This window comes from Pantoea sp. X-Soil-ISGK-355, from assembly GCF_059730805.1.
This window is the reverse complement of sequence record NZ_AP035971.1, coordinates 1,480,371-1,493,593: the sequence shown is the minus strand read 5'-3', so window position 1 is coordinate 1,493,593 and position 13,223 is coordinate 1,480,371. Positions and strand designations below refer to the sequence as shown.

The 13,223-nt window shown below is 52.9% G+C and carries 13 protein-coding genes and 4 tRNA genes; 4 read left to right on the top strand and 13 right to left on the bottom strand.

Annotated elements, in window-relative coordinates; translation table 11 throughout:
• The first annotated feature begins 192 nt into the window (after nt 1-192).
• Entirely contained in the window at nt 193-360 is a 168-nt protein-coding gene (locus tag AC6I8J_RS06795) for a hypothetical protein (RefSeq protein WP_202604934.1), read from the top strand.
• Nucleotides 361-391: 31 nt separating this feature from the next.
• Here AC6I8J_RS06795 and AC6I8J_RS06790 read toward each other — a convergent pair whose 3' ends face one another.
• Nucleotides 392-1,237: a substrate-binding domain-containing protein gene (locus AC6I8J_RS06790; protein ID WP_161733843.1), complete on the bottom strand. Its 846-nt coding sequence runs from the start codon at nt 1,235-1,237 to the stop codon at nt 392-394.
• Nucleotides 1,238-1,398: 161 nt separating this feature from the next.
• Nucleotides 1,399-1,474: transfer RNA gene (locus tag AC6I8J_RS06785), tRNA-Lys, on the bottom strand.
• A 209-nt stretch (nt 1,475-1,683) separates the two neighbouring features.
• On the opposite strand from AC6I8J_RS06785, the gene AC6I8J_RS06780 reads away from it, so the two are divergent.
• Nucleotides 1,684-1,941, top strand: a complete 258-nt coding sequence (locus AC6I8J_RS06780; protein WP_033732209.1) for a hypothetical protein — start codon at nt 1,684-1,686, stop codon at nt 1,939-1,941.
• 133 nt (nt 1,942-2,074) lie between these two features.
• Here AC6I8J_RS06780 and AC6I8J_RS06775 read toward each other — a convergent pair.
• The 6 genes from AC6I8J_RS06775 to uvrY all read right to left on the bottom strand — a co-directional run bounded on the left by AC6I8J_RS06775 (nt 2,075) and on the right by uvrY (nt 5,616).
• Nucleotides 2,075-2,161, bottom strand: a tRNA-Leu gene (locus AC6I8J_RS06775).
• Nucleotides 2,162-2,171: 10 nt separating this feature from the next.
• Nucleotides 2,172-2,245: transfer RNA gene (locus AC6I8J_RS06770), tRNA-Cys, on the bottom strand.
• Between the two features lie 40 nt (nt 2,246-2,285).
• Nucleotides 2,286-2,361, bottom strand: a tRNA-Gly gene (locus AC6I8J_RS06765).
• A gap of 152 nt (nt 2,362-2,513) precedes the next feature.
• Entirely contained in the window at nt 2,514-3,062 is a 549-nt protein-coding gene (gene pgsA / locus AC6I8J_RS06760; protein WP_497825194.1) for a CDP-diacylglycerol--glycerol-3-phosphate 3-phosphatidyltransferase, read from the bottom strand.
• 69 nt (nt 3,063-3,131) lie between these two features.
• Nucleotides 3,132-4,964: an excinuclease ABC subunit UvrC gene (gene uvrC / locus AC6I8J_RS06755; protein WP_161733847.1), complete on the bottom strand. Its 1,833-nt coding sequence runs from the start codon at nt 4,962-4,964 to the stop codon at nt 3,132-3,134.
• Nucleotides 4,957-5,616 (bottom strand): UvrY/SirA/GacA family response regulator transcription factor, encoded by a 660-nt coding sequence (gene uvrY / locus AC6I8J_RS06750; protein ID WP_013357383.1) that lies wholly within the window; start codon nt 5,614-5,616, stop codon nt 4,957-4,959. The genes uvrC and uvrY overlap by 8 nt, the downstream gene beginning before the upstream one ends.
• Nucleotides 5,617-6,047: 431 nt before the next feature.
• Here uvrY and AC6I8J_RS06745 point away from each other — a divergent pair, with 431 nt between their 5' ends.
• Nucleotides 6,048-6,272, top strand: coding sequence for a DUF2594 family protein (locus AC6I8J_RS06745; protein WP_003849983.1), 225 nt, complete (start codon nt 6,048-6,050; stop codon nt 6,270-6,272).
• A 33-nt stretch (nt 6,273-6,305) separates the two neighbouring features.
• On the opposite strand, the gene AC6I8J_RS06740 is transcribed toward AC6I8J_RS06745, so the two are convergent.
• The 3 genes from AC6I8J_RS06740 to AC6I8J_RS06730 form a co-directional block, all read right to left on the bottom strand.
• Nucleotides 6,306-6,917 (bottom strand): acyl-homoserine-lactone synthase, encoded by a 612-nt coding sequence (locus AC6I8J_RS06740; RefSeq protein WP_161733856.1) that lies wholly within the window; start codon nt 6,915-6,917, stop codon nt 6,306-6,308.
• Between the two features lie 122 nt (nt 6,918-7,039).
• Nucleotides 7,040-7,762, bottom strand: a complete 723-nt coding sequence (locus AC6I8J_RS06735; RefSeq protein WP_222924209.1) for an autoinducer binding domain-containing protein — start codon at nt 7,760-7,762, stop codon at nt 7,040-7,042.
• Nucleotides 7,763-8,932: 1,170 nt separating this feature from the next.
• Nucleotides 8,933-9,628: an extensin-like domain-containing protein gene (locus AC6I8J_RS06730; protein ID WP_497825193.1), complete on the bottom strand. Its 696-nt coding sequence runs from the start codon at nt 9,626-9,628 to the stop codon at nt 8,933-8,935.
• A gap of 286 nt (nt 9,629-9,914) precedes the next feature.
• Between AC6I8J_RS06730 and cycA the strand changes: the two genes are divergently transcribed.
• A complete protein-coding gene (gene cycA / locus AC6I8J_RS06725) occupies nt 9,915-11,300 on the top strand; it encodes a D-serine/D-alanine/glycine transporter (protein ID WP_497825192.1) in 1,386 nt (461 codons plus the stop codon).
• 46 nt (nt 11,301-11,346) lie between these two features.
• Here cycA and AC6I8J_RS06720 read toward each other — a convergent pair whose 3' ends face one another.
• Nucleotides 11,347-12,321, bottom strand: a complete 975-nt coding sequence (locus tag AC6I8J_RS06720) for a metal-dependent hydrolase (protein ID WP_222924211.1) — start codon at nt 12,319-12,321, stop codon at nt 11,347-11,349.
• Between the two features lie 38 nt (nt 12,322-12,359).
• On the bottom strand, nt 12,360-12,995 hold the full coding sequence (gene rutR / locus AC6I8J_RS06715; protein ID WP_033732203.1) for an HTH-type transcriptional regulator RutR: 636 nt from the start codon (nt 12,993-12,995) through the stop codon (nt 12,360-12,362).
• Nucleotides 12,996-13,223 lie beyond the last annotated feature (228 nt).

The window sequence follows — 13,223 nt, the reverse complement described above, 5'->3', positions numbered from 1 at the left end:
ACGACTCCTCTTAAATAAAGCGCTACCTTAGCGTGCTCCTGCCCGTAATGCATTTCCGGCTTGCAGGAGTTGCGAGGCGTTTCAAATAATCACCCTTAATTTACGCAACGTTGTGGGCGCTCAACGCTGACTGCGCGATTTTTTGGCGATTCTCTATACTTTACGTTCCGCTTACCTGATCAGGGAATTACGATGAAACGTACGGCTTATCTGTTATCGACGCTGGCTATTCTTGCTACTCTCACCGCCTGTGCACCGCCACCGCCGGGCAGAGATGCCCCACCACCCCCACCGCCAGGCGGACAGCAGCCAGTGGGTGCACCGGGCGGTGTCGGCCCGGCAGGACAGCCGCAGGCGTAATGCTCTTTAGCCAGCCTGCCTCGCAGGCTGGCTAGTGCCGGAAGGCGCAGCCGCAGGCTGACATCTCACCCGGAATGACTTTGCCAGAATGAGAATGACGCTGCTGTAATTGCCCCTCTTCACCGCTGTTTTCTGCCTGCTGCCCCAGCCAGCGATCTAACGCCCGGCCAATGAGCTGTCTGATGTCAGGTGACCAGCTGGTCAGATGCCAGGTCGGACTGCGGGCTTCCTCACTGTCGCCGAATCCAGCCACAGCCAGATGCGTACCCTGACCAAAATCGCGTACTGCCTGTATCGCACCAAACGCCAGCAGATCGCTTTCACAGAAAAGTGCCTGAATGCGCTCAGCGGCACGGGTTTTTTTCAGATACTGCATCATCGCCTGATAAGCGCCGTCACGGTCGTCAGCGCCAGCAGTCAGTTCTGCATCCAGCGTCATGCCCGCCGCCTGTAATGTGGTGCAGTAGCTCTGCTTCTGCGCCATGTCACCGGGCTGACTCTGCAAAAAGCCAAACCGCTGATGCCCCTGCGCGAGCAGTAACGCTGCGGTTACTTCGCCCGCCCGTAGCGCATCCGCCTGCCATTCAGGTTCTGCGTCAATCTCCAGCACCGGCAGATTGCAGGCACTGATAGCCTTGTTTCCGGGCAACAGCAGCAACCCCCGCAGCGCAAGGGGTGTCGCCTGCTGGATGAGTGCGGTCAGTGCCACGTCGGTTTCGGCATTCAGCAGCACGGTGATAACCCCGCGCGCATTGAGCTGGCGCGTTACCTCATCCAGCATTTTTTGTTGGCAGGGGTTGAGCAGCTGGCTGGCGACAACGCCGATAATCGGGGGTAAAGCCGGTTCCGTTAAAACAGGAATAGAAGGTGAACTCATTGGCGTTAACTTCTCTGAGACGACAAACAATCCCCCACTTTACGGTAAGCAAGGGTGTTACAACAGGTTACATAGTTCGATGCAGGCCGCAAAAATGAGTGAAATCAGATGTAACTGGGTTTGCGGAGGCAGAGCAGCGGGGGTTAAGAAGAGGCGAGAGATGGACCGGGCAGCAGGAATTGAACCCGCATCGTCAACCCATTAAGAGTTGCAGTAATACCTTTATACCATGCCCGAAAGTTTGCCAGGAAAGCGCACTGTGTAAACAAGGTTAGTACTCCTTTCAGAACTGACAAGCGCAAGCGGCGTGTATATTCAGCAATCGCGGCATAATCCCATAAACAAGGCACGGGCACCTGCAGACATTGATTATTCCGCTAACCTTAAATTTCAGGCAGCCTGTCCCGGCCGGGACATATGGCCAACACAACACAGAGGTCAAGACTATGCCTTCAGGACAATTCTACGTGGTTGATCAGCCCGAACTGAGCTTTACCGCCAACTATCGTCTGGATAGGGTCAATGATAAACCCTTTGCCTCGCGAATGGTTCTGGAGATCCAGAAGCAGTCACAGCCAACAGATGCATTCGATGCAATCAGCATCGGGCATGAAGTGACCTTTGTTTCATCCAGTGGAGAGGCGCAACGAATGGTGCTGGTAAGTGATACGGATGATGAACTGGTGTTCAGCTCCCGCGGCTGACGGCGGTTAATACCGCCAGTCGGATGGTTTCGTCGCCGTCATGCCAGATAACAGGCACAAAAAAACCGCCCTTGGGCGGTTACGACATTACTGCATATTACTTTGTTTTATTCGTTTTTCTGCGCCAGAAATATGGTGCCCGGGGCGGGACTTGAACCCGCACAGCCTTACAGCCGAGGGATTTTAAATCCCTTGTGTCTACCGATTTCACCACCCGGGCAGGGTGTAACTGGAGGCGCGTCCCGGAGTCGAACCGAGGTACACGGATTTGCAATCCGCTGCATAGCCACTCTGCCAACGCGCCTTAAACTGATGTGCCGTCAGGTTAACCTGACCTGCGAATCTGGAGCGGGAAACGAGACTCGAACTCGCGACCCCGACCTTGGCAAGGTCGTGCTCTACCAACTGAGCTATTCCCGCAATTTTCAGCAATTTCGTCGAACCTGCTGATTTCATTTATCTTCTGGCAGCCTGGCTGCCGTTCGATGCGTTGCATTCTACTTAGATGACGCAATGAGTCAATAAAATTATCCTTACAGCGTGTCCGTTTGCTGCTTTTTAAATCGTATCGATCACGGTTCGAGCAGATCGCCGCGCGCGGCGCTTAAATACTGGAACATAGACCAGAAAGTCAGCACGGCAGCAATGTATAACGCGATTACGCCCACCGCGACAACGGTGGCATCAGGACGCCACAACAAGGCAAACAGAGAGAACATTTGTGCGGTGGTTTTCACTTTACCAATCCAGGAAACCGACACGCTGCTGCGTTTGCCAATCTCCGCCATCCATTCACGCAGCGCAGAGATAATGATTTCGCGGGCAATCATGGTGGCTGCAGGCAGCGTGATCCACCACGCGTGGAAATATTCCGCCACCAGTACCAGCGCAATCGCCACCATCACTTTATCCGCTACCGGATCGAGAAAGGCACCAAAGCGCGTCGTCTGTTTCCAGCGGCGCGCCAGAAAACCATCAAACCAGTCGGTGATGGCAGCAAAAACGAAAATCAGTGCGGTAGCCAGCGGTGCCCAGGTGAACGGCAGATAGAAAGCCAGCACAAAGAACGGGATGAGCACGACTCGAAACAGGGTGAGACACGTCGGGATGTTTAATTGCATATGCCGGTAACTGTCTGGATATAGGTAAAATTTAGCCTATGTTCCTACATTGCCCCCCCCGTTTCAATGCTAGTGTTTCAACGAGTAGTATATTTTTTCTGCCAGCGCGTGGGAGATACCGGGTACATTGGCGATCTCCTCTACCGACGCATTCATCAGCGGTTGCAGGCCCCCCATGTACTTAAGCAGTTGCTGACGCCGTTTAGGCCCTACCCCTTCAATGCTTTCCAGTGCGCTGGTGTTCTTTACTTTGGCTCGTTTTTTACGATGACCTGAAATGGCATGATTGTGAGCGTCATCACGAATGTGCTGAATCACATGCAGTGCTGGCGCATCCGGTGGCAGCGAAACGCCCTCACCTTCCGCTTCAAAGAACAGCGTTTCCAGTCCGGCTTTACGGTCGCTGCCTTTCGCAACGCCGAGTAAAATGGGCCGGTTTTTGTCCCAGGGCACATCCAGCTCCGCGAAAACCTGCTTTGCCTGAGAGAGCTGGCCTTTACCGCCATCGATCAGAATCACATCCGGGATTTTATCTTCTTCAATCGCCTTACCATACCGGCGTCGTAACACCTGATTCATGGCAGCGTAATCATCGCCCGGCGTAATGCCGGTAATGTTATAGCGACGATAGTCAGCACGGAGCGGACCATTCTGGTCAAACACCACACAGGAGGCGATGGTCTGCTCACCCATGGTGTGGCTGATATCGAAACACTCCATGCGCGTGATCCGGTCGAGCTCAAGAAACTCTGCCAGTGCCATCAACCGCTGATGAATCGTGGAGTGCTGCGACAGACGCGTGGTTAATGCCGTCGCGGCGTTGGTGCGCGCCAGCTTAAGATAACGGGCGCGATCGCCACGCGGCTTGCTCTGGATATTCACGCGGCGTCCCGCCAGTGCACTGAGCGACTCCGCCAGCAATTCGCGCTCCGGCAAGGTAAAGTCCAGCAGAATATCACCCGGCAGCGTCCGTGCCTCGCTGCCCTGCAGATAGAACTGCCCGACAAAAGTCTGAACCACCTCGGCAAGATCGGTATCCACCGGCACTTTCGGGAAGTAGCTACGGCTGCCCAACACTTTGCCCTGACGGATAAACAGCACGTGAAGACAGGCCATACCCGCTTCATAAGCTACACCCATCACATCCAGGTCATCCCCCTGATTGGAGACAAACTGCTTTTCGGTGATGCGGCGCACGGCCTGAATCTGATCGCGCAGTCGTGCCGCCTCTTCGAAGCGCAGGCCAATGCTCGCCTCTTCCATGCGTTTGACCAGCTGATTGAGAACCTGATCGTCTTTACCGGCTAAAAACAGGCGTACGTAATCAGTCTGCTGCGCATACTCCTCTTCACTGACCAGACCCGCGACACAGGGACCAAGACAGCGACCAATCTGATATTGCAGACAGGGCCGGGAGCGATTGCGGTAGACGCTGTTTTCACACTGGCGAATAGGAAAAACTTTTTGCAGCAGGCCCAGCGTTTCACGCACCGCATAGCCGTTGGGGAACGGGCCAAAGTATTCGCCTTTGGCATGCTTTGCGCCACGGTGCATCGCCAGCCGCGGATGGGTATCACTGCTAAGAAAAATGTAGGGATACGATTTATCATCGCGCAGCAGTACGTTGTAGCGCGGCTGATAGAGCTTGATGTAGTTATGCTCAAGCAGCAGCGCTTCGGTTTCGGTGTGGGTAACGGTGACATCGATGTGCTGGATATTGCTGACCAGCGCTTCGGTTTTGCGGCTGCCGACCTGGGTGCGGAAGTAGCTGGTGAGACGCTTCTTCAGGTCTTTGGCTTTGCCCACATAGATGACGGTGCCTGAGGCGTCATACATGCGGTAAACACCGGGTTTGCTGGTTACCGTACTCAGAAAGGCTTTGGAATCAAAAACGTCATTCACTACTGATTAACGGCTCCGCATTATAGAGGCCATGTCGAATGGCCAGATGCGTTAACTCTACGTCGCCACTGATATTCAGCTTACTGAACATTCGGTAGCGGTAGCTGTTAACGGTTTTAGGACTGAGATTTAACTGCTCGGAAATTTCCGTCACCTTTTGTCCTCGGGTGATCATCAGCATAATCTGCAATTCCCTTTCCGACAAACAGCTAAAGGGCGATTCCGCTTTTTGCGGCTCAATCTGGCTCAGCGCCATCTGCTGAGCAATGTCTGACGCGATGTAACGCTGACCAGCATTTACCGAGCGAATCGCATTAATCACTTCCTGTGGCGCAGCACCTTTACTGAGGTAGCCTGCTGCACCCGCCTGCATCACTTTAGCAGGCAGCGGATTTTCCGTGTGGATGGTCAGCATGATAATTTTGATATCGGGATTATAACGCACGATTTTGCGCGTCGCCTCCAGTCCGCCGATCCCCGGCATGTTCATGTCCATGAGGATCACATCAACCTGATTGGCACGGCACCATCTGGCGGCATCCTCACCACAGTTGACCTCTCCGACCACGGCCAGACCTTTCACATCCTCCAGGATGCGACGGATACCCGCGCGGACAAGTTCATGGTCATCAACAAGAAGCACACTGATCAACGGGGAAACTCCAGAGGCTAAAAAAGAAGAAGTAATTCACGATTTCAGGCGTCAATCATACCCGCTTTTACCTCAAAAGCACATCAACAAAGCAAAACAGTGTAAGCATTACATGATTGCTGCCAGGTCCATCCTGAAGAGATTCAGGGACGGTTATGCATTGTGTCCAGATGGCGAAATAACCGTTAAATGATAGTTTTTTCAGTGTATTAAGACCGTATCGCTTCAGGGTTCAGTGCCGTGCATCCTCGCGGCTGCTGAGCCGATGAAGCCTGTGATTACTTTCAGCGATTGATTAGTTGTACTGGACAAACCCGCCTTTCAGGGCGAAGCGGAGCGGCCGTCTCAGCAACTTACCGCCCCTGTGATATACTCACGCACTGCTGTTCGGACAGATTGCCGACACGTTGTCATTCACCAAGGAGAAACGCATGAGCGATGAAGATTTTGCAACTTCCCAGGAAGCCCGGAAATTAGCGGATGAAATCGCGGGCCTGAAGATGATGATTACCCTGATTCTCAAAGGTATGGGACAGGCTGATGCCGGAAAAGTGATTATTAACATGGAACGCTATGTGCAGACGCTGGGCGACAAGCCTCAGGCGGAAGTGTTCAGCAATACCATCAAACAGATCAAAACAGCCTACCGTCAGTAAGCTTTTTTGCCCCCGGTAGCGGGGGCAAATACGCTAACTGTGCGCCTGCCAGTTAACTGAAACGCCCAGCGTTGGCAGTACCTCTTCCGGGCTGAAACGACGTGTTCCCCGATATTTTTCTGCCAGAGTGGGCTGAACAACCGGAATACGGATCGCAAACAGATTATCTTCTGACAGAATGAGCCCCGGCGTAAGCGGCTCATACACCACGCCATGCTCCTCAAACATCGTCTCCAGCATCGGCGTTGCCGAACTGATGATGTACTCCATGCCGTTCAGCTCTGCCAGCTGTACCGCGTGCCAGAGAATGTTCAGCGGCAGTTCAGCGTCAACTTCCAGCCGTGCCGAGAAGCGCGACATCTCCCACACTTTCTCATGGCTGAAAGGCAGCACAATGCCCTCACTCTGCTCAGGTTCGAACCAGGGCATCAGACGCGCGCAGCCACTGATGCCCTCGCGCGCATTCCATGCGATTAGCCAGGTGACATCTGAACGATCGTAGCGATCATATTCCTGCCCTGGCGTGCTCAGGCGTGGGGGTATTGACCACCCTTCGCCGCGCGCAAAAACGCTATAACGGTAGCTGCCGAGTTCGGCAAGCAAAGAGGATGGCATATCCTTTAATTGCGTTTGCACTATTTTCATCATGCGCCTCTGACATCCCCATATTTGCAATGATTTCTTTGCGCCAGCCCGGCAAAGCCCCGGCGCAGGGTAGACAACAGACCTGTACAAAGGAACTGCCAAATGTAGCAGTTGTATTATGTTCAAATCAGTCCGATTGCCGCTGCATAGCAGGCAATCTGCGTTTTATTGGAAACATTGAAACGCTTTTGCATATTTTTCTGGTGAAAGTTAACGGTATGTTCAGAGATGGATAAAATAAGTGAAATTTCGACCGCCGTTTTTCCTTCGGCTGTCCATTTCAGAATTTCCAACTCGCGCTGACTAAACGTTTTTCTTAGTACCATCATTGCATCATCGTTAAAGCGTTCCAGCGTATCCAGGCTTAGTTCCGCTAAAAGGTGTAGTTTCACCTCCAGCTCAGCATGGCGGAGCTGGACAGAAATGGGCTGTTGCGACGATATAGATAATATACCAATGACGCGATTTGGTGCCATTGCGGAGCAAGAAAATCCGCTCTGGAGCCCATACTCTCTCGCCTCCTGCCAAAGATTGCCGGCGTCAGCGAACTGTTCCTCTATCCAGGCCATCCCTCTGCCCGGTCGCTGACACAATGTGAGCACCGGATCGACAGCGTAATAATTCTGCTTCTCATAACGTTTAACCCATAATTTGGGATAGGTGCTATGTAAATGAAAACGCGGCCGGGTAAATGGCACCGGATGCTGAATCAAAAAGGCAAAATAATCGAAGCCTAATGATTCAGTAAACTGTTGCAATAACGTCTTCAATTCAGAAGAAGCCGTTAACGCCTGAAATTTTTCTTTCACCTCATTTCGCCAGGCGAAATAGTTTTCAGTACTCATATTGCCTCAGCGTTAATTTTCACTCGCCCTTCCGGTATTATTCATTCGGATTCATCGGATAAATTTAATTAATCTTAGAAAATTAATTTATCGTTGAGGTGAATCCTTCACCCTAAACAGCGCAAATGCCATTCAACGTTATGGCAGAGTGAAAAAATGCCCCTGCCCCTGTAATGTGAGGCCAGCCACAGCAATTTCAATCACCTCAGGAGAATAAGATTTTTCTGATAGAAATTCAATCCCTGCCAATGAATCAATTTCATCTTAGATGTTGAAAAGCTGTCGGGAATATTGAATCGGTCTACGGGATGTCGAGTAAATAATGTGTAAACAATGCGTTAATTGCGTCCTAATAAGCGAAGCGGCAGCCGAAAATTGCTGGCATATTTTTTATCAGGAAATAAGCTCTGCTGTTCAGGCGATACCGCATTCCTGTGCACAGTCTCTCTACACGGAAGCACGCGCCTCTCTGACCGGAAAAGCTAACAGGTGCGCAGACTACATCTGCCGCCTCTCAATGCTGATTCAGCTCCCTTTGCCTTAGCTATCCGACAGGCGTAGCGAAGAGTTGTTTAATTAGAATATTCTGCCCGACAGCAATCACTACCGGACAAATTGACCCGCTCAACCCTTAAACAATTTTTGACTGAGAATAATCTGAACCGAAAGCAACGTATTAAAGAAAATCAGCTTTATTTATCTCCTGCCTGCACCTAATGCGTGGTACAGATCACTATTTATGCTGACAGTATGTTATGGCAGCAGTACGCTCAACGCTGGCTCTCTTTTAGTCACGAAAATCACTATACCGATAGTCACGCAACAAAATCACTAAAAAAATCCAAGGTATAATCCCCGATCGTTATTTAATTCTGCACACTTTATCGATGCAGTTAATTTCCCTTAATTCACTTTGCAGCATCGTGAATTAATTTCATCCTGACGTTGCTCGCACTGTCCAGATGAGGCGGCGAAACTTTACGGCTGATTGCATTTATGGGCACTTTTCTGTTGTCACTTGCGGCCCTGAAAAAGGCTGCCTGATCAGCCGCCTGATTTGTTGCTACTCATTGTCAGGTATGTCCGCGCTGGCAATGATAACTGGTTTGGTTTTTCCCTTACCGGCAGTTTGATTCTTAATCAAACACGGTATTAATCCTGCCTGATGATTTATCGGCAGTAGCCCGCGCCACGCATACCCAGATGAAAATGTGAGGCGTGCGCGGCGTTGTAGTCCGGTCCCAGCGCATTGCCGAATACGTCACAGCCGCCACGCCACAGCGTGTGCAGCATGGCCGCTTTCTCTTTTGGCTGTTGCCAGTGACGACTGACCTCAAGCCGCTGGCCATCAGCCAGCTGGAAGCCGGTCACATCCCAGGCCTCTGCGGTGGCATGCTCACTGAGCCGCCCCTTTGCGCGATGATAAATATTACGACAGGCATAGCTGCCGACATGGGTAATTCGTACCAGTGGACTGTGCATATCCCGGGTAATCTGTTCCCGGCTGCGGAGGGCATACATGGTGCTGGCGACGGCCATTGGACAGCTGGCAAGAAAGCTGCTGCTGAGGCTGACCGGGCCAAATTTCTGAATTCGCAGTGGATGGCTGATCGGACAGTTGCCCGTGACAGCAGGACGCTCGCTGAAACTGACCCAGCCCGCCTGTTGGGCATGACGCATCACCGCCAGACATTCGTCAGGATTCTGGGCCAGCCTTTTCATCTTTATCTGCGTCATCCAGCCTGGAGGATCGGTGACGGAGAGCGGTGTAAAGGGATTGAACTGCGGCGGGAGATGCTGCTTAAGCCAGGGTAAGCTGACCCATCCCAGCGCAATTAACAGCAGAAACAGGATAAGCGTGCGCATAATTCCCTTTGCAGCATAATGATTAATAACTAAAAAGTGTAGAAGCCCATTCCGCTTCACGCAGTCTGCCTGACATAACGTGATGAATAATTACCCATACTGACGCAGGATTGAACGAAACTGCCCGTTATTACGGCTTGCGGGGCGTCAGGCTTCACAATTGATAAAAAAGCGTTACCCGATTCCGGCCCTCTTCCTCTATCTTATGCCCACTTGCCCCTCGGGCAGACTCGTTTACTAACAGCCAGCAGAGCTGACACAACATCAAGACAGGAAAGACAATTCTATGGTTGACCAATCTAAAGAAACCGCACACGCGCCCGACAAGCTACAGCGTAACCTGCATAATCGCCATATTCAGCTGATCGCCATAGGGGGTGCTATCGGTACCGGCCTCTTTATGGGTTCCGGTAAAACCATTAGTCTGGCTGGTCCCTCGATCATTTTCGTCTATATGATCATCGGCTTTATGCTGTTCTTCGTGATGCGCGCCATGGGAGAGCTGCTGCTTTCCAACCTTGAGTACAAGTCTTTCAGCGATTTTGCCGCGGATTTGCTTGGACCGTGGGCGGGCTATTTTACCGGCTGGACTTACTGGTTCTGCTGGGTAGTAACCGGCATCGCCGACGTCGTGGCCATCAGCGCCTATTTCCAGCTCTGGTTTCCGGGCTTCTCGATCTGGATGAGCGCCCTGCTCTGCGTGGTGGTTTTTCTGGCGCTGAACATCGCCACGGTTAAGCTGTTTGGTGAGATGGAGTTCTGGTTCGCGATAATCAAAATCGTCGCCATTGTTGCGCTGATCGTCACCGGGATTGTGCTGGTATCGATTCACTACCCTTCACCCGGTGGCGGCACCGCGGCGCTGAGCAACATCTGGGATCACGGCGGGATGTTCCCGAAAGGCCTCAGCGGCTTCTTTGCCGGATTCCAGATTGCGGTGTTTGCCTTTGTCGGCATTGAACTGGTTGGAACGGCAGCCGCTGAAACCCACGACCCACATAAAGTCTTACCACGCGCGATTAATGCAATTCCGTTGCGGGTCATTATGTTTTACGTGCTGGCGCTGATGGTGATCATGGCGGTAACGCCCTGGACCCAGGTTATGGCTGACCGCAGTCCGTTTGTTGAGATGTTCGTGCTGATTGGCCTGCCTGCTGCGGCGAGTATCGTTAACTTTGTTGTGCTGACCTCTGCCGCCTCTTCAGCCAACAGCGGCATCTTCTCCACCAGCCGTATGCTCTATGGCCTGTCGCAGCAGGGCGTCGCGAGCCGCGCGTTTGGCCGTCTCTCTGCCCGTTCGGTCCCGACTACCGGCCTGTTCTTCTCCTGTCTGTGTCTGTTACTCGGCGTGGCGTTGATCTACCTGATCCCGGATGTGATGAAGGTCTTTACGCTGGTCACCACCGTTTCAGCCATTCTGTTTATGTTCGTCTGGACCATCATTCTGTGCAGCTATCTGGCTTACCGTAAAAAGCATCCTGAGCGCCATGCCAGATCGGCCTTTAAGATGCCACTAGGCAAATTCATGTGCTGGGTCTGCATGGCCTTCTTTGCGTTTGTGCTGGTGCTGCTGACGTTGCAGGAAGATACACGCCAGGCCCTGATGGTGACGCCACTCTGGTTTGCGCTGCTGGGTGTGGGCTGGATGCTGCGTACGCGTTGCAGCCGCTAATCGCTGACAGCATGAAAAAAGCCCGGTCACCTGACCGGGCTTTTTTTTACAGGCGTTCACTGAGCGCAGAGAAAATGGCGGACAACGTGGGACGTTCATTAGGTAAGCGCTGCGGCCGGGGATCGGGCTGCTGAGGCGTGCCCAGACCAAAGGTGAAGGTATAGTTATCGCCTTCGCCCATGCGCAGGTCGGCAATCGTCGTCTGCCCGTCCTGCTCACGCAGCGCGTAGAAGCCGTGGCTGAACCAGGCAACACGTTCTGCATACCAGCTACCCCGGAAGGCGTCGAACAGTTCAGGATGACGCGGGTACCAAGCCACCTGCAGTGGCCGTGAGGGCGACAACAGCGACCAGTAAACTTCGCCATAGCGATCCGGCGTCATAATCACGCTGCGCCAGACCAGCGTATTAAAGGCCGTCGGCGTCACCAGCACTTTATTGTCCGGAATACCCTGCTCCGCCAGCGATGCGCTGATCTGCCAGCCTGCGACACCCTGAATGGCCACACTCCAGACCAGATAAAGCGTACTCAGCGCCAGGCCGATCCGGTTCCCACGCATGCCTTTGTCACCACGACGCCACAGCGCGACACTCAGCCCTATCAGCAGTGGCAACGTATAGAGTGGATCGACGATATAAATACTGCCGATGGCATAGGGATAATCGGTGATCGGCAGGCCAAGCTGGGTGCCGTACACCGTCATTAAATCAAGCAGCGGATGGGTAATCAGCGCCAGCCAGACGGCGGGCCACCAGTGCGACCACTTCACCCGCTGCCTGAACATTGCCGACACTCCCCACGCCATCAGAGGTGAGATCAATGTAAGCCAGAGCAGCGCATGTGTTTCCGTACGGTGCAGGGTCATGTTGCGTATCGCATCGCCATGGTCAATAAACACATCCAGATCGGGTAAGGTGCCGCAGACGCCGCCCACCAGCGCGGCCTGCCAGATCGGCACCCGACGTCCCATCACCGCAACACTGACTGAAGCACCCAACACCAACTGCGAAACAGAATCCATTGATTCACTCCGTCACCGAATTGTAAATGTGTCCTGAATTAGCGTACGCGAATCCCTTCAATGATCATGCGCTGGACGTTTTCGACGGTCTGATCGAAAAACGCCGGATCGCTGAGCGTCTGACCGGTCACGGCCTCAACCTGGGTGGCAAAGTCGGCGTAATGTTGCGTGGTGGCCCACAGCATGAAGATCAGGTGCTGTGGCTGTACGCCCGCCAGCCGTCCCTCATCAATCCAGCGTTCAATAATGGCTGCTTTGTCATCCACCAGTTGCTTGAGGTCGCCCGCCAGTTCCCCTTTCAGCAAGGGTGCGCCCTGAAGCATCTCCAGGCAGAACAGACGAGAAGCCTGAGGATGATCGCGCGACACTTCCAGCTTTAGCCGGATATAACGCCGGATGGCGACCAGCGGATCCTGGTCATGCGCCAGCGCGCGCAACGGGGCCAGCCAGACATCCAGAATTTGTTTCAGCACGGCCACATAGAGCACTTCTTTAGAGGGAAAATAGTAGAGCAGATTCGTTTTAGAGACATCGGCCCGTTCGGCCACCTTATCGAGGCTGGTGCCGTGAATGCCAAACTGTGAGAAGAAGGTTAAGGCCGCTTCCAGTATGGCAGCCCGCTTCGCTGCCACCGCACGCGAACGACGCGTTGGCTTTTTTTCATCGCTATTCACACGTTTACCTCATCCTTCTGGTGTCAGCGCATCATAGCAAAGGGATGAGTCGCTGCCCAATCCGCGCCCTGCACCTTTTTTGCTCAGCCTGCATGCAAAACGTGCAGTGAATTTTGACCAGATGGTCCGAAATGGACCAGTTACTCCACTTACCTCTTTCGGGTTAATTTTAACTGTTTGTTATTTATAAGAATAAAAAATGTGGCACACGATTTGCACAATTGTGGC